The following is a 16848-nucleotide window of genomic DNA, read 5'->3' as shown; positions in this document are numbered from 1 at the left end:
GGTAATCATCAATCTTTTTGGAAGAAAAGGAAGTGTTATGATGAATAAAGAAGAATTGAAACAGCTGGCTCTCCGAATCGGAAACGTACCTGCCCGCTACGAGAGTAATGTGGAAGAATACCAGGAAGATGAGGTTCTGTTTTGGTGGGAAGATAAGAATGATCCGGAAGCCGGCATCATGGTCGAATTAGACCGGGACGGAAAACTGAAATACTTATCCCGTCCGGCTTTCCAGACTGATCTGCCGGCTCTTTCGGAATCGGACATAGAAGAACGGATGCGGGCGTTTTTAGAAACCCATCGTCCGGGGGCATTGGCTGAGTTTGAACCGGAAAAAAACGGACCCGCAAATGATGGCGATGTGAGATATTCCTATGTTCAGATGGCTGACGGTCTGCCGCTTCCGCTGACCGGGTTTTACATCGACCTGGCTGTGACAGGGGAAGTAACCGGCTTTTCTTACCATGGGAAGGCCGATGATCTGTTAAGACCGGAGACAATTGCGGACAAGCGGGAAGCATTGGCTCACTTTGTCAAACATATTGAAGCAGAGCTGTTGTTCACCGTCCTGCATCAGTCCGTCTATGTGCAGGGGGATGACAAGCCCCATCTCGTCTATGAAATCGTGTCTCCGACGCGGCCGATATCGGCCGACCTGAAGGAAGAGAATGCAGAATTAGACGAATATGAAGAGCTGGAAGACGAAACGCGGCCGTATGTCCCGATTTCACGCCCTGCACCTGAAGCGGAAAAGATGAGCATCAATGACATGATCGGGCTGCACGACGGTTTTTATAAAGATAGGGAAAGCGATCTTGGAGAGGGCTGTATCGGCATTGCCTGGCGTCCTGAAAAAACAAAATCCGTGCGGGAAGATAAAAGCTTGGAAAGTCTGTTTAAAGAACGGAATGAACACGTATTGAAAACAAGATATGATAAAGAATCGGGCCGGCTCACCGGGGTGATGTCATTTATAAAAGTTGAAGGCGAATCGGTGTTTTCCGAGGAAGAATGCCATCACATGGCCATCCGCTTTTTATTCGCCATGTTTCCGGAAGCGGATCAGTATTTCCGGGTTCAATATGATGAACCGGATGATGAAGGAGAAAACGCAGGGCTTACATATAAGGCTTGTTCGGACGGCGTTGATTTGCGATTCGGAGAGGGGAGAATCTGTGTCAGCAAAAAGACGGGTCTTGTCACTTTTTATATGCCGCCGGAAATTGATCCGAAAGAGCTCCAGGAAATCGATCCCGTTCCTTCATTGACAATGGAAGAGGCGAAGGACGCGATCCGCCGGGCCATCAAAGCCGAGCTCGCTTGGGATCGTTGTTACGATGACGACAGCTGCGGAAAAGTGTACAGGCTCGTATACAAGCCGGTTTTCCCGCGGTTTATTGAGGCTCATACAGGGGAAGCGATCACGAGTTTAATAGGCTGAAGGTCATGGGCGTTCGTCCCGGGGCTTTCACGGGGAATGTGACATTTGTATGAAAAAGAGCCGCTCTGAATACGGCTCTTTTCCCTCTTTGCTAAAAATAGACACATAAAAGGCACTTTCTTCCCTTTAAAAGGATAAGGACGTTTTTATATAATAAAAAACAGTTCTTTTTTATACACTCTTCTGAAAGGATGACCCCATTGCTGAAAGAACATCTGAGAAAAAAAGCGCTGGAAATCGGGAACATACCGCCGGACTATGAGCTTGAAATAGAAGATTATGATGAAAAACAAAAAACGAAAGCCTATTATATATGGAAAGATCGTAACCATCCGGATAAAACGGTCACGATTGAGCTGGGCGACGACGGATCTTTGCTTACCTATTCACGCAACGACTGTCCGAGTTCAGACATGAAGCTGTCAGACGCCGAATTAAAGCTGACGGCTCTTCGGTTTGCGGCGAGACACCGCCCGCTTACTTTTATGAATTTCATCTTTCAGGCGAGGGAAGAACGCAATGGGTGCATCCGATTTATCTATACAAAAAAAGTGCTCGGCCGGCCGCTTCCCGATTCAGGTTTTTTCGTTGATGTAACCAGGAGCGGCTTCGTCGTGCAGTTTATCTATTACGGGGATAAGGGTGAAGCGCCCGTCCCGGAAACATTCGTCGATCGGGAAAAAGTCGTCTCGCATTATATGAGTGTGCTGACATTCAGTCTCGTCTATGATGTGGTCAATTTTGAGAAAATACCGCGTCTCGTCTATGAACCGATTCTGCCGGCTTACAGCTATCCGGCCGGTGAAGATGATATCGTGCCGGATCAGCAGCTTTGCGAAGACAGGAATGAGCCGGCAAAACCGCTTCCCGCGTTTGAACATAAACGGGAAATCAGCCTGGATGAATTAATGGGGTTTACCTCGGATATGGTTCAGACGCGCCGGCGCGATCTCGGGGATGAGATCGGAACGACATGGCGGAAAGGATCGGTTCCGGAACGGAAAGATTTGAGTATCGAAAGCTATTTTGAAAGCAGCAACAAAAATACAATGAAGATGAAAACGGACAAAAAGACAGGGAAAATGACAGCCTTTAAATCTTTTATTGAGCATCAGGGCCCGGCCTTTTATTCTGCGGAAGAGTGTGAGACCGTCGCGCTTCAATTTTTATACAAACTTTATCCGAGAGCGGACGAGTTTTTTAAAATGAACCCGCTGAAAACGGACGGAAGGGGCAGGTTCCGCTTCCATTTTTCCGTATGGCATCAGGATATTCCGCTGCGGTTCGGCGCTGCGAGAATACTTGTCAGTCCCGTAACGGGGCTTGTGGAAGCTTACATGGCGCCTGACATTGACCCGGAGCAGCTGGAGAAGATCAATCCGGTGCCGGCCGTTACTCCCGAAGAAGCAAAGGCCGCTTTTTTATCCGATTTCCATCTGCGGCTGGAGTGGCAGCGCGATTTTACGCCGTCCGGCAATGAAGGATATAAGCTTGTGTACAGGCCTGTCTATCCTCCGTACATTGATGCGCAAAAGCGAAAAAAGAAAAGGTTTTATTAGCCAGGGATCATTTGTAAATGAGGATAATCTTTAAAGCCTCTCCAATCGCCTCCCCAATCAAAACCGAGCGTTTTGGCAATCGATACGACCTCAAGCCAATCGGGCGTGCCGTTTCGGTTTCCGTCGTACGTCATATCCCAAATCAGGCTTCCATCCTTTTTTTGCAGGGCGAAGTCGATCGCAAGGCCGTAATTGTGGTAAGATTCCCCGCCTTTTGCGTAGGTGACGATATTTCCTTTTTTTGAACGTCCTTGACGGTACAATTCGTTTTGTTCCTCAATTGATCTGAAACCCTCTGTGATAATGACGGTGATGCCTTTTTTCAGAGCGGCCGTCTGCAATAGCTCCGCATTCTGTTTCACGAGCGGATGAAGAGCGCTTGGAATGGCTCTGTCTTGTAATGCCGTCTGCGGCCTCAATTCTTTCTGCACATAGGAAAAACATAGGTCTGCGGAAAAGAAGAGGATCAAAAGCAGCGCAATTCTGACTGGTCGTTTCATGATGAATTCTCTCTTTCTTTAATTGATTAAAATCTTTGTTTGCTCACTGCCATAAATTTGCTATGATAAAATATAACATAATTAGTAGCCGGAGGAAGGAGGCAAATCTATGAAATCCAAAATTCCATCTGAAGAAGTGGCCGTAAAGATGAATGAATGGTATAAGCTGATCCGCGCGTTTGAAGCCGATCAAGCTGAAGCGCTGAAGCGGGAGATTCAATATGAACTCGAAGATATGGAAGAGAACCAGGATTTATTGTTGTATTTTTCATTGATGGAATTTCGGCACCGCATCATGCTGGATAAATTAAAACCCATGAAAGACGGCGACTGCCAGCCTCCGTTCTCTGAAATGCTCACTGAGATTGAGATGAACCAGCAAAAGCTGACCGGCTTACTGGAATATTATTTTTACTATTTCAGGGGAATGTATGAATTTAAGCAGAAAAACTTCATCTCAGCGATTTCTCATTATAAGCGGGCTGAGGAAAAGCTTGAATATGTGGAAGATGACATAGAGAAAGCCGAGTTTCTGTATAAAATTTCTGAGGTGTACTATCATATCAAGCAGACTTTCTTTTCGATGAATTACGCGGGGCAGGCGCTTGATATTTACAAGAAATATGAATTATACGGAATGAGAAGGGTGCAGTGCAAATTTATCATTGCCGGAAATCTGATGGACGCCCAGCAGCATAAAAAAGCCCTGGAATACCTCGAATGCGCCTTGGAACACGCGGAGCGGCTTGATGATCAATATATGATTGCTGCGGCCTATTATAATATCGGGCACTGTATGTACAGTCTGGGTGACTTTTGCAAGGCGGCGGAGGATTTTGAACGGGCGGCTGCCGGATTTGAAGCACACAGCTTCCGGCAGGTCATCCAGGCTGTTTTTTCACTCACGCATATCTACTTTAAAACGGAAAAATACAGTGAAGCCGCCGCCAGCTGCGCGCGGGGTATGAGAAGCGCGGCGGAGTGGGAAGATGAGATCTATATGACGAAATTCCGTCTGATTAAAGAGCTTTATCAGGGGGAAGGCGGACAGGATTCGCTCAAAGAGTATTTTGACATTCTGGAATCAAAAGAGCTGTTGGCTGACACAGAGGAACTGCTTCAGGACGCGGCTCATTTCTTTCATCAACGGGAGAACTACAAAGCGGCATCTTATTTTTTCAGCAGGCTTGTCGGCGTGCAAAAAAGGCTGCAAATGAACAACTACGCATAATGAAAAAAAGAACGAGGGAGCTTCGGCTTCATCGTTCTTTTTATGATCTCTTTTGTTTTCGGCCGATCAAAACCGGGTACATGCTCTGTATTAATATCAGGGAGGAAATGAGACAATGTATCAGGATTTACAGGGAAAAACAGCAATCGTAACAGGTTCTTCGAAAGGAATCGGAAAAGCCATTGCCGAACGCTTCGGCAAGGAGCGGATGAATGTGGTTGTGAACTACCTCGGTGATTCCGCCGGAGCGGAAGAAGCGGCGGACATCATTGAGAAAGCGGGAGGCCGAGCCGTCACCGTAAAAGCCGATGTATCCTCAGAAGAAGGGATTCAGGCGCTGTTTGATGCCGCCCAGGAGCATTTCGGGGGTGTGGACGTGATGGTCAACAATTCCGGCTTTAACGGAGCCGAAGCGATGCCCCATGAAATGAGCCTGGAAGATTGGCAAAGGGTCATCGACGTCAACGTGACCGGCACCTTTTTGGGGGCGAAAGCGGCACTGAAACATATGCTCGAGCGCGGCAAAAAAGGAACGGTCTTAAACATATCGAGCGTTCATCAGCAAATACCGCGTCCTGAAAACGTGCAGTACTCGGCATCCAAAGGCGGGATCAAAATGATGACGGAAACGATGGCGCTCAATTACGCAGACAAAGGCATCCGGGTGAATGCCATCGCTCCCGGCACGATCGCCACGGAGTCCAATAAGGATCTGGAAGATGAAACACATAAACAGGCCCAGCTGAAAAAAATTCCGATGAACGCCTTCGGAAAACCGGAAGAAGTCGCCGCGGCCGCCGCATGGATGGTGTCGGAAGAAGCGAGTTACGTAACCGGAACGACACTTTTCGTCGACGGAGGCATGACGCTTTATCCGTCTCAGCTGGAAAGTTAAAAGAGGAGGGGAAACCTTCTCTTTTTTGTTTAGGGAAGGATTATAAAGGAAATGGTTCTCTAAAAAACAGGAGGGGCCGCAAGATGGAGAATGACTGGTGGAAAGACGCCGTTGTCTATCAAATCTATCCGCGAAGCTTTCAAGATACGAACGGCGACGGCATTGGCGACCTGCGGGGGATTATCGCGCGTCTCGATTATATAAAAGAACTTGGCGCTGATGTGATATGGATCTGCCCGATTTACCCGTCGCCAAACGTCGATAACGGCTACGATGTGACGGATCATCAAGCGATTATGGAATCTTACGGAAGGATGGAGGACTTTCACGATCTGCTTACAGAATGCCACAGCCGCGGATTAAAGCTTGTGATGGATTTCGTCTTAAATCATACCTCCACGGAGCATCCTTGGTTCAAAGAGGCGGAAATGAATCCGGACAGCAAATACCGCGATTATTATATTTGGCGGCCGGGCACCGCGGACGGCCCGCCGACCGATTGGGTGTCGGATTACGGACAATCCGTCTGGCAGTACGAAGAACATACGGGCGAATATTACCTGCATATGAACGCCGTCAAACAAGCCGATCTGAATTGGGAAAACCCCGAAGTTCGGCAATCAGTATACGAGATGATGAGATTTTGGCTCGATAAAGGCGTGGACGGATTGCGTATAGACCAGCTCCATCTTCTGTCAAAAAAAGAATATTTGCCGCCATATGAAGATTACATCGCCCGCCGGGCCGATCCGAAGCCTTTCCGGCCAAACGGGGCACGGATACACGATTACTTAAAAGAAATGACGAAAGAGGTGTTTTCCAAATATGACGTGATGTCGGTCGGCGAGGCCGGATCAGTGACGCCTGAGGAAGGGCTGGTCTACACGGGAACCGATGAGCATGAACTGAATATGATTTTTCATTTTCAGCATATGGAGCTTGATCAAAAGCCGGGCCAAGAGCATTGGGATGTAAAACCGCTTGAGCTGTCCGATTTGAAGAAGGTGCTCACAGACTGGCAGGAAAAACTGGAACATCAAGGCTGGAATACGCTGTATTGGGGCAATCATGACCAGCCCCGGATCGTATCCCGTTTCGGAGACGAAGGCACATACCGCAAAGCATCCGCCAAAATGCTTGCCGCCCTGCTTTATTTCATGAAAGGCACGCCGTACATTTACCAGGGGGAAGAAATCGGCATGACAAACGCTCCGTTTGACAGGATAGAGGACTATCGGGATATTCAGACCGTCAATATGTATCATAAAAGGGTATTTGAAATGGGCCGCAACAGGGGAGAAGTCATGGCGTCCATTATGGCGAAAAGCCGGGATCATGCCCGTACACCGATGCAGTGGGACGGCAGCAAGAATGCCGGATTTACGGAGGGCGAACCGTGGCTCGCGGTCAATCCCAATTACAAAACCGTCAATGCGGCCGAGGCTCAGGATGATCCCGATTCTATATTGAACTTTTACAAAAAACTGATCCGCCTGCGAAAACAGTATGCTGATATCATAAAAGGCAGCTACAAGCTGCTGCTTCCTGATGACCCGCAGCTGTTCGTGTATGAAAGACAGGCAAACGGACAAAAACTCATGTCCATCAGCAACGTATCGAAAGAAGAAGCCGCTTTTTATTGGCCGGACGGTTCCGAACCTGAAAGGGCCGAGCTGCTTCTCAGCAACTATGATAATGACAGCGGCACGGAATCCCGCATCACATTCCGCCCATACGAAACAAGAGTTTATCTGCTTGCCTGATATGTGATAGGACTCCCCCGTCCATACATGGCGGGGGCTTTTTAGGTAAATTGGATATTAATTTAGAAAAAAATATCTTGCAAAACGTAATTACTTCGTTTTATTATGGTATAGGTAACAAATGAACGAGAAAGAACGCTTTGGAAATCGTCATCATTCTGATTTACAGAACAGGGGGAAACGGCTTGTTTAAAAAATGGAGCGGAATCATTGTCATTGCGGCATGCTTTTTAATCGCGGCGGGCTGCGGCAATTCATCTTCAAAAGGTTCGTCAGGTTCTTCAAAAAGCGGCAAACTGCACGTCGTGACGACCTTTTATCCTATGTACGAATTCACGAAACAAATTGTCAAAGACAAAGGCGATGTAGACATTCTCATCCCGTCTTCGGTCGAACCCCATGATTGGGAGCCGACGCCGAAGGATATCGCCGGCATTCAAAACGCCGATCTTTTCGTATACAACAGCGAATATATGGAGACATGGGTTCCTTCAGCGGAAAAAAGCATGAGCTCTGATCATGCGAAGTTTGTAAAGGCGTCAAAAGGAATTGACTTACTCGAAGGTTCGGATGAAGAGGAAGAGGAACATGGACACGGCGGTCATGACCACAGCCACAGCATGGACCCTCACGTGTGGCTCAGCCCGGTTCTTGCGCAAAAAGAGGTCAAAACCATTACGGCGCAGATCGTAAAACAGGACCCGAAGAATAAAGCATACTATGAGAAAAATAGTAAAGAATATATTGCAAAACTGCAGGATCTTGATAAACTATACCGTACAACATTAAATAAAGCGGCGAAAAAAGAACTGATCACACAGCACGCGGCATTCAGCTATCTCGCCAAAGAATACGGCTTAAAACAAGTCGCGATTGCAGGCCTTTCTCCTGAAGAAGAGCCGAGTGCGGCCAAACTGGCGGATCTCAAAACGTTTGCCAAACAGCATGATGTGAAGATCATCTACTTTGAAGAAGTTGCATCGCCTAAAGTTGCAGATACACTTGCCGGTGAAATCGGCGCGAAAACGGAAGTGCTCAATACACTGGAAGGTTTAAGCCAAAAAGAACGGGATAAAGGCATCGGTTATATCGACATTATGGAGAAAAACCTTGATGCACTGAAAGATTCGCTATTGGTTAAATAACATAGTGTGCGCCTCGGGGTGCACACTATTTCTATGCGGGAAAGGAAGGTCAGCATGAATCTCGTTACATTACAGGATATCGTTTTTGGTTATTCGCATACACCGGTGCTTGACGGCGTGTCGCTGGAAATCAAAAGCGGCGAATTCGTCGGCATTACAGGGCCGAACGGCGCATCAAAATCGACGCTGATGAAAGTCATGCTCGGCATGCTCAGACCTTGGGAAGGAACGGCCGAGATCAGCAAAAAAAACGCAGCCGGAAAACGCCTGACAATCGGCTATGTTCCGCAGCAGATTTCTTCATTTAACGCAGGATTCCCAAGCACGGTTCTGGAGCTTGTGCAATCAGGCCGTTATACGAAGGGAAAATGGTTTAAACGATTGAACGAAACGGATCACCACGAGGTGGAAAACGCGCTGAAGATGGTGGAAATGTGGGATTTCCGTCACCGGAAAATCGGCGATTTATCCGGCGGACAGAAGCAGAAAATCTGCATTGCGAGAATGCTTGCGAGCAATCCGGATCTGCTGATGCTTGATGAGCCGACAACCGCGGTTGATTATGAAAGCAGGCAGGGTTTCTACGAATTTATGCACCATCAGGTGAAAAATCACAACCGCACCGTCGTCATGGTGACACACGAACAAAACGAAGTACAGCAGTATCTGGATAAAGTCATACGGCTTGAAAGGGGGGAAAAAGGCGGATGGAAATGTTTGACTTGGAATTCATGCGACGAGCTTTTCTAGCGGGAAGCATGATCGGAATTATGGCGCCGATATTAGGCGTATATCTCGTGCTGAGAAGACAGGCGCTGATGGCGGATACGCTGTCTCATATTTCATTGTCGGGCGTGGCCATCGGTTTTTTTCTCAGTACCAATATTACGGCGGCGAGCATCGTTGTCGTCACGATCGGAGCGATCGGCATTGAATACATGCGGCGGGCGTACCGTACATATTCCGAGGTATCTATCGCAATCTTAATGGCGGCCGGGCTGTCGTTTGCGATGTTTCTGATCAGCCTGTCAAAAGGCGGCGCGTCGATGAGCATCGATCAATATTTATTTGGATCGCTTGTCACGGTCAGCCAGCAGCAGGTCTATATTATCGGAGGCATTACCCTGCTGATTCTGCTTTATTTCATTATATTAAACAGACCGCTCTATCTGCTTACTTTTGACGAGGCGACGGCGAAGACATCAGGCATTAACACAAACCTGCTGTCAATGTCATTCAGCATCGTGACGGGGCTGGCGATTTCGGTCATTATTCCGATTATCGGCGTGCTGCTCGTTTCCGCGCTCCTCGTACTGCCCGCGGCTTTTGCAATCCGTATCGCCAAAGGGTTTAAATGGGTGTTTGCGGCAGCCATTATTATTTCTCTTTTCAGTGTGTTCATGGGGCTGACGTCTTCGTACCAGCTCGGAACGCCTCCGGGGCCGTCAATCACTCTACTGTTAATCATTCTGCTTCTGCTCGGGTTTACGCTGCAGGGGATTTGGAATGCGTTTAAAAAAGGAAAAGAACGAAAAAACCGCCGTTAAGCGGTGCAGCAGTCTCATCTGCTGCTCCGTTTGACGGCTTTTTTTCACAGAAATATATCAGCAAGACGCTCATATGACTCTTTTTTGGCTTCGAAATCAAAGACGTTGCACAGCACCATCATCTCTTTTGTCTGATAACGCTCGGAAAGTTCAAGCAGACGGCGTTTCACTGCGGCAGGAGAGCCGATCACCATCCGCTTCCTGTTTTCTTCTATCTGTTTACGGTCCTCCGGCGAATACGGATAAGCTTTCGCTTCCTCCACACTCGGCACGCGGCTGTCGGCGCCTTTTCCGACACGAAGAAGCCATAAATCCTGGCTTAAGGCGAGTTCTTCCGCTTTCTCATCCGTAGCCGCGCATATGACGAAAATGGCACAGAGCGAGGCGGGAGCGGAAAAATGGGCGGAGGCCCGGAAATGGTCCCGATAGATCTGAAAAGCTTTTTCCCCGCGTTCCGGATTAATGAAATGGCCGAAGACATAGCCCGCACCTTGAAGAGCGGCGCGTCTGGCGCTGTTTTCCCCGAGGCCGAGCACCCAAAGCTGCGGGGCTGTTTCAATCAAAGGCGCTGTTTTTATTCCTGCATAAGCATGGTCCGAGGGAACCGAATCTGTCAGAAAGGATGATAAATCCTGAAGCTGCCTGTTGAACTCGGTCATGCTTTTCTTTACCCCGTCTGTGAGGGCGAGCCGGATTTTCGTCGTGCCGCCCGGTGAGCGTCCGACCCCAAGGTCAATCCGGTTCGGGTGCAGCGCCTCAAGCTGACGGAAAGTTTCCGCGACTTTATAGGGGCTGTACTGCGGCAGCAGCACGCCGCCTGATCCGACACGGATGGACGTTGTGGCTGCGGCGGTATGAGCGATCATAATTTCCGGCGAAACGCTTGCGAGCCCTCTTGTGCCGTGATGCTCGGCAAACCAGTACCGCTTATAGCCCCATCCTTCACTGAGACGGGCGAGCTCCGCTGAACGGCGGAGCGTCTCGTGCGGCCCGTTTCCTTTGGATACGGGCGCCTGATCAAGTATGCTTAAATCAATCACTCGTCTGCCCCTTTCCTGACATGTATTGATACAAGGATAGGAAAAATGTTCAGTCTTCGTCAATTTCTTTGTTTTCTCTATTCTCTCCGGAACGAAGGAGAATATAGGAAGTAATTTTCCGCCGTTTTTCGCCAAAAATTCTTATGTTTTATGAAACTTTGATATAATAAAAGACGTATATCTTAATAAACACCGGGATTCTTGTCCCGGAATTTAGTAAAAATGCGCACTTGCGGCGTGCTTAGCGGCACCCTTACAGAATAGGAGTGAATCATATGGCGATCTCTTTACAAAAAGGACAGCGAATTGATTTAACAAAAGGAAAAGCCGGCCTGTCAAAACTGCTGGTCGGACTCGGCTGGGACCCTGTATCATCCGGGGGCTTTTTCGGAAAGCTGTTCGGCGGAGGCGGTGCCAATATCGACTGTGACGCTTCCGTACTGATGCTTGAAAATGATAAAATGACAGACAGCAAAAACGTCATCTATTTCGGCAATCTGAAAAGCCGGTGCGGCGGTGTCGTACATACGGGTGACAACCTGACGGGTGAAGGCGACGGCGATGATGAACAAATTCTCATCGATTTGGCGAAGGTGCCCGCTCAGATTAATAAACTTGTGTTTGTCGTCAATATTTACGACTGCGTCAGACGAAAACAGGACTTCGGCATGATTCAAAACGCGTTCATCCGCGTCGTTGATCAGGCTAATCGCGAAGAACTGGTGACTTACAATTTAAGAGATAACTATTCAGGCAGAACGAGCCTGATCGCGGCTGAAATCTACCGCCAGGACGGCGAGTGGAAATTCGCCGCAGTAGGAGAAGGCACAAACGATACAAAAATCGGCGATATCGTTAACCGATACGCCTAAACGATAAAAAGGAGAGTGCACACATGGCAATTTCATTGGCAAAAGGACAAAAAGTAGATTTGACTAAAACAAATCCGGGTCTTTCTAAAGTCGTTGTCGGCCTTGGCTGGGATACAAACAAATACGACGGCGGACATGATTTTGATTTAGATTCCAGCGTCTTTCTATTAAATGAAGCGGGAAAATGCGCGTCGCCTGATGATTTCATTTTCTATAATCAGCTTGAAGGCGGAAACGGCTCTGTCGCACATTCAGGCGACAACCTGACAGGCCAGGGCGAGGGCGATGACGAAAGCGTAAGAGTCAACCTGAGCGCGGTGCCCGCGAATATTGACAAAATTTCATTCGTCATCACGATTCATGAAGCGGAAGCGCGCGGCCAAAACTTCGGACAAGTTTCCAACGCGTTCGTGCGCATTGTCAATGAAGAGACAAATGAGGAGCTGATCCGCTATGATCTGGCTGAAGATTTCTCAATTGAAACAGCCATTATCGCAGGGGAGCTTTACAGACATAACGGCGAATGGAAATTTTCCGCGATCGGCTCAGGCTACCAAGGCGGACTGGCCCGTATTGCGACAGATTACGGCCTGCAAATCGGCTGAACCATATCAAACACAGAAGGGAGAGACGGCACATGGCTATTCAATTGGCGAAAGGACAGCGTGTTGATCTGACAAAAACGAACCCCGGCCTTACAAAAGCGGTGATCGGCTTAGGGTGGGATACGAACAAGTACTCCGGAGGGCATGACTTTGACCTTGACGCGTCGGCTTTTCTTGTCGATGCCCATGACAACTGTGTAAATGATCTTGATTTTGTTTTCTACAATAACCTGGAACACCCGAGCGGGGGCGTCATCCATACGGGAGACAACCGGACGGGCGAGGGCGAGGGAGACGATGAACAAATTATCGTCGACTTCTCAAAAATACCCGCAAATATTGAAAAGATCGGCATCACCGTCACGATTCATGATGCGGAAGCGCGCGGCCAAAATTTCGGACAAGTTTCGAACGCGTTCGTGCGCGTCGTCGATGAAAACAGCCAGAATGAACTGCTTCGTTTCGATTTAGGGGAAGACTTCTCGATTGAAACGGCGGTTGTCGTTTGTGAGCTTTACCGCCATGGGGCTGAGTGGAAGTTTAACGCCATCGGCAGCGGGTTTTCCGGCGGTCTGGCATCACTTTGCCGGAATTACGGCTTGCAGGTGTAAGCAGGAAATTACCGTTTTACTAAATAGGAGGAAAAAACTTGGATTTTCTACATCATATTATGTCTACCTACGCTTCCTTTTTTGATTGGAAAATGTGGGGTGAGGTGCTGACTGACCCTGTATCATGGGGGCTGATCGGTTCCTTGGTTCTGCTGGAAGGGCTGCTGTCGGCCGACAATGCGTTAGTGCTTGCGGTGATGGTAAGGCATCTGCCTGAAAAACAGCGGAAGAAAGCATTAACATACGGATTGTTCGGGGCATATATTTTCCGTTTTATCTTTATCGGGATCGGAATGCTGCTCATTAAGTTCTGGTGGATTAAAGTGCTTGGCGCGCTGTACCTGGCTTGGCTCGTCATTAAGCATTTCTGGATCGGAGAAGGTGATGACGATACGGAAGGCATGAAGAAAAATTCATGGATGGTCCGTACGTTCGGAATTTTCTGGGCCACTGTCGTTTCAGTTGAGTTAATGGATTTGGCCTTCTCTGTTGACAGCATTCTGGCCGCGTTTGCGGTATCGGAAAAAGTGTGGGTGCTCTTGATCGGCGGTATGCTTGGCATTCTCATGATGCGTACAGTCGCAAAAGTATTCCTTGTTTTAATTGATAAAATCCCTGAGCTTGAAAATACGGCTTTTGTGCTGATCGGGATTATCGCCGTGAAAATGGCGGCGAGCGCCTTTGATTATGAAATGCCGCACGTGGTGTTCTTCGGAATCATCATCGCTGCGTTTGTGGTAACGTTTATTATCCACTATTTCAACAAACAAAAGCAGGTTCAGGAGCAAACGGCTGCATCTAAAGAAGAATAAAACAAAAAAAGGAGGGAGAGTTCATTTCCTTCCTTTTTTGTACCGATCATCATGAAGAGAAAGGAGGAAAATGATGAGGCAGGAAGAATTGGTGATCCGAAAGGCCGAGCCGGAAAACGATGACTGGGAAACGTTTCTGATGCGGCCGCTGCCGGAACGTCCCGGTTACGAGCGGGAAAACGGGCTGGCGTTTACCCGTCTTGCCGTCCGGATTTTGGGCACTCCTTATGATGAGACGGAGTATTACAATAAGCTTTTCGAGCTGTCTTCTCATGAAAACATCCATGTGTTAAGCGAGACGCTGGATAAGACCATCGCGCCTGAAACGTTTCAGGCGCTGCAGCACATTCATTCGGTCAATCAAAAAGAGAAAGGGCTTTCGGTTTCCAGGTTTGTCGCGTTTCTCGATGGGGGCAGGCTGCTTGCCAAACACGCTGATCCGCTTATGCACCGCCGGCTGAGAACCGCGTTTATGACGCTTTTGGAAACCTTTGCGGACCGGCATGAAAACGGGCTGAATCATCCCGATTTCCGGCGTGTGCTCTTGGATGTGTCAAAGTTTTCGCTGAACCACCTGAATCCATGGCTTGAACAAGCCGATATAGAGCGTGAGATGCCGAAGGTGGTGTGGTATGGAGACGCTGCCAAAAGCCAGCTCTATTTTCTCTATTATCTCATGCTGATCGGCTGTGACGTCCTATTGTTTCATCCGGCTGCGGAAGATCCGTTCAGCTTGATTGATCCGGATGAGGAACTCAGCTTTGTGATAAAGCTCCCCGCAACAGGCGGCCTTGAGCCATTCCCGAAAGAAAAGCCGGACAGAACGTCCACGACGGCCTACCGGTCAACGAAAGAAATTGAGCATGTGCTGAACCATGAGGAATCTATGATGTATAAGCCTTGGCAGTTCAGGGATCATACCCCGCAGTCCGTGACATTAAAAACGACGTATGATGAGTTATTTCTCATTGCGAAGGAGCGGGCGTTTATCCGGCCGCAATTTAAAGCGGACAGGGAGCGGGTGGCCGTTCCGAACCTTTTTGCGAAAGTGATGGGGGTTTCCAAAGATACGAAAGAATATTGGAACAGACTCCATACCGCCGCAGACTATCAGGAGACACACATGATCCGCAGTTTTCCGTTTACGGAAGAGCTGAAAGCCAACTACCAGTATCACTACAGTCAGGTTTTGAACGAAGAAGGAGCGATTGACGCGGACAGGCTGAAAAGAAGCAACATCTGGCAGTACAAGCATCTCCCGTCAGGCGTGCAGAACGCCATCGCCAATGTGATTTCTGACATGTGCAGAAACCCAGGGCTGAAGGCTTTGCCCGGGGAGCAGGCAAGGGATGCCGCAATCTATTTGTTCCGCCAGGCGACGAACCTGCCCGCTTCGCTGCTGCAATTGATTCAGACGTTTGATTACGCCCAAACCGTTCCGAAACTCGTTTTATATCATACGGAACAAAATGGCGAACTTACACGTTCTGACGCCGCCGCTCTGTTGTTTTTAAATAAATTCGGCGTCGATATCATCTTGTATAATCCGCCGGGCCATCAGGACATTGAGCATTATATTGAAGAAAGCCAATTTGATGTCCATTGGCTGGAGGACATGGTGTTTCGGCAGGAATATAAGGAGCCGTCACTCGTAAGAAAGCTGTTTAGAACCATTACGCAAAAGCAGGGAGAGTAAATAAACATGACAGAAAATCAAAATCCGCTTGTTCTTGATAAAAATGAAGAGATTTCTGAACAAAAAGCAGATGACATCAGGGTGCAGCTGCGCCACGACCCTGAGGTGCAGCGCATTTCGCAGCAGATTGACGTGAAAAACCAAATGGAGCTGCTTGAGTACGGAAAAGAACCGGCAGTTGAAATCTCGAAGTTCTCCGACCGCATCTTAAATATGATGAAAACAACAAGTGTCACGGATTCAGGCACAATGCTGACGCAGCTCGGAAAAATCATGGACCGTTTTGACAAAAATGATTTCGATGAACCAAAAGGATTTCTCGCTAAAATGTTCAAACGCGGCAACAGTATGATTGAAAAGATTTTTCAAAAGTACCGCACCCTGGGCGGAGAAATTGAAAAAATCCACGTCGAAATTTCAAAATACAAAGATGAAATGGCAAAGACGAACCATACGCTTGAAGAGATGTATGAAAACAACATTAACTACTACATGGAGCTTGAAAAATATGTCGTTGCCGGGCAGATGAAGCTTGAGGAAATGCAGGCGCTCATTCCTTCTTATGAAGAAAAAGCGGCAGGCGGAAACCAGCTTGCGCAAATGCAGCTTGATACGCTGCGTGACGGGCTTCAGGCGCTTGAGGAACGTGTCTATGATTTAGATATGGCGCGGATGGTGGCGCTGCAAACGGCGCCGCAGATCCGCCTCCTTCAGCGCGGAAATACGAAGCTCATCGGGAAAATCAATTCCGCTTTCGTCATTACGATTCCGATTTTCAAAAACGGCATCATTCAGGCTGTCACAGTCAAACGGCAAAAGCTTGTGGCTGATTCAATGAGCGAGCTGGACCGCCGCACGAATGAAATGCTGAAGCGAAACGCTGAAAATATTTCAAACCAAAGCGTGGAGATTGCCCGTATGGCAGGCCGTCCGAGCATTGACATTGAGACGATTGAAACGTCTTGGAATACGATTGTCAGCGGTATGCAGGAAACGAAACAGATCGAAGAAGAGAACAGACGTATCAGAGAAGACGGCGCGAAACGGATTCAACAGCTTCAGGATAATATTAAAAACGCAGTCTTAAAGAATTAACACACACCCCGCTTGCTTACGGCAAGCGGGATTTTT

General features: G+C 48.2%; 16 protein-coding genes. 14 read left to right on the top strand and 2 right to left on the bottom strand.

What is annotated here, in order from left to right; genetic code table 11:
• Window positions 1-40 precede the first annotated feature (40 nt).
• Together BZ167_RS08160 and BZ167_RS08155 are read left to right on the top strand one after the other, a co-directional pair.
• Window positions 41-1441 (top strand): YcdB/YcdC domain-containing protein, encoded by a 1401-nt coding sequence (locus tag BZ167_RS08160; protein ID WP_015416741.1) that lies wholly within the window; start codon window positions 41-43, stop codon window positions 1439-1441.
• Between the two features lie 200 nt (window positions 1442-1641).
• Window positions 1642-3000, top strand: a complete 1359-nt coding sequence (locus tag BZ167_RS08155; protein WP_015416742.1) for a YcdB/YcdC domain-containing protein — start codon at window positions 1642-1644, stop codon at window positions 2998-3000.
• Here the strand turns inward: BZ167_RS08155 and BZ167_RS08150 are convergent.
• Window positions 2997-3500, bottom strand: coding sequence for a peptidoglycan L-alanyl-D-glutamate endopeptidase CwlK (locus BZ167_RS08150; RefSeq protein ID WP_015416743.1), 504 nt, complete (start codon window positions 3498-3500; stop codon window positions 2997-2999). The genes BZ167_RS08155 and BZ167_RS08150 overlap by 4 nt on opposite strands.
• Window positions 3501-3609: 109 nt before the next feature.
• Between BZ167_RS08150 and BZ167_RS08145 the strand changes: the two genes are divergently transcribed.
• The 6 genes from BZ167_RS08145 (at window position 3610) to BZ167_RS08120 (ending at window position 10081) form a co-directional block, all read left to right on the top strand.
• Window positions 3610-4731, top strand: coding sequence for a response regulator aspartate phosphatase (locus tag BZ167_RS08145; protein ID WP_033575143.1), 1122 nt, complete (start codon window positions 3610-3612; stop codon window positions 4729-4731).
• 115 nt (window positions 4732-4846) lie between these two features.
• Window positions 4847-5626 (top strand): glucose 1-dehydrogenase, encoded by a 780-nt coding sequence (locus tag BZ167_RS08140; RefSeq protein WP_039252868.1) that lies wholly within the window; start codon window positions 4847-4849, stop codon window positions 5624-5626.
• An 83-nt stretch (window positions 5627-5709) separates the two neighbouring features.
• Window positions 5710-7389, top strand: a complete 1680-nt coding sequence (locus tag BZ167_RS08135) for a glycoside hydrolase family 13 protein (RefSeq protein WP_077392024.1) — start codon at window positions 5710-5712, stop codon at window positions 7387-7389.
• Between the two features lie 185 nt (window positions 7390-7574).
• Window positions 7575-8534 carry a metal ABC transporter substrate-binding protein gene (locus tag BZ167_RS08130; protein WP_064107327.1) on the top strand — a complete coding sequence of 320 codons (960 nt, stop codon included), beginning with the start codon at window positions 7575-7577 and terminating at the stop codon, window positions 8532-8534.
• A 54-nt stretch (window positions 8535-8588) separates the two neighbouring features.
• Complete coding sequence (locus BZ167_RS08125) at window positions 8589-9284, top strand: metal ABC transporter ATP-binding protein (RefSeq protein ID WP_003156655.1); 696 nt, start codon at window positions 8589-8591, stop codon at window positions 9282-9284.
• Entirely contained in the window at window positions 9242-10081 is an 840-nt protein-coding gene (locus tag BZ167_RS08120; RefSeq protein ID WP_007409044.1) for a metal ABC transporter permease, read from the top strand. The genes BZ167_RS08125 and BZ167_RS08120 overlap by 43 nt, the downstream gene beginning before the upstream one ends.
• Window positions 10082-10125: 44 nt before the next feature.
• Here BZ167_RS08120 and BZ167_RS08115 read toward each other — a convergent pair whose 3' ends face one another.
• The gene (locus BZ167_RS08115) at window positions 10126-11121 is read right to left on the bottom strand and encodes an LLM class flavin-dependent oxidoreductase (RefSeq protein ID WP_007409045.1); all 996 of its coding nucleotides are present in this window, start codon (window positions 11119-11121) and stop codon (window positions 10126-10128) included.
• 275 nt (window positions 11122-11396) lie between these two features.
• Between BZ167_RS08115 and BZ167_RS08110 the strand changes: the two genes are divergently transcribed.
• From BZ167_RS08110 to BZ167_RS08085, 6 genes are all read left to right on the top strand, one after another.
• Window positions 11397-11993, top strand: a complete 597-nt coding sequence (locus BZ167_RS08110; RefSeq protein WP_015239102.1) for a TerD family protein — start codon at window positions 11397-11399, stop codon at window positions 11991-11993.
• 23 nt (window positions 11994-12016) lie between these two features.
• Window positions 12017-12598 (top strand): TerD family protein, encoded by a 582-nt coding sequence (locus tag BZ167_RS08105; RefSeq protein ID WP_061861131.1) that lies wholly within the window; start codon window positions 12017-12019, stop codon window positions 12596-12598.
• Window positions 12599-12630: 32 nt separating this feature from the next.
• Entirely contained in the window at window positions 12631-13209 is a 579-nt protein-coding gene (locus tag BZ167_RS08100; RefSeq protein ID WP_003156645.1) for a TerD family protein, read from the top strand.
• A gap of 38 nt (window positions 13210-13247) precedes the next feature.
• Window positions 13248-14021 carry a TerC family protein gene (locus BZ167_RS08095; RefSeq protein ID WP_003156644.1) on the top strand — a complete coding sequence of 258 codons (774 nt, stop codon included), beginning with the start codon at window positions 13248-13250 and terminating at the stop codon, window positions 14019-14021.
• A gap of 73 nt (window positions 14022-14094) precedes the next feature.
• Entirely contained in the window at window positions 14095-15717 is a 1623-nt protein-coding gene (locus tag BZ167_RS08090; protein ID WP_007409048.1) for a YceG family protein, read from the top strand.
• 6 nt (window positions 15718-15723) lie between these two features.
• Window positions 15724-16812 carry a toxic anion resistance protein gene (locus tag BZ167_RS08085; RefSeq protein WP_060675281.1) on the top strand — a complete coding sequence of 363 codons (1089 nt, stop codon included), beginning with the start codon at window positions 15724-15726 and terminating at the stop codon, window positions 16810-16812.
• The last annotated feature ends 36 nt before the right edge of the window (window positions 16813-16848 follow it).

It is taken from the genome of Bacillus sp. 275 (assembly GCF_001999205.1).
In the GTDB taxonomy this organism is placed as follows: Bacteria; Bacillota; Bacilli; order Bacillales; family Bacillaceae; genus Bacillus; species Bacillus velezensis.
Note: the sequence above shows the minus strand (reverse complement) of the source record. Positions and strands in the feature narration are given on the sequence as shown.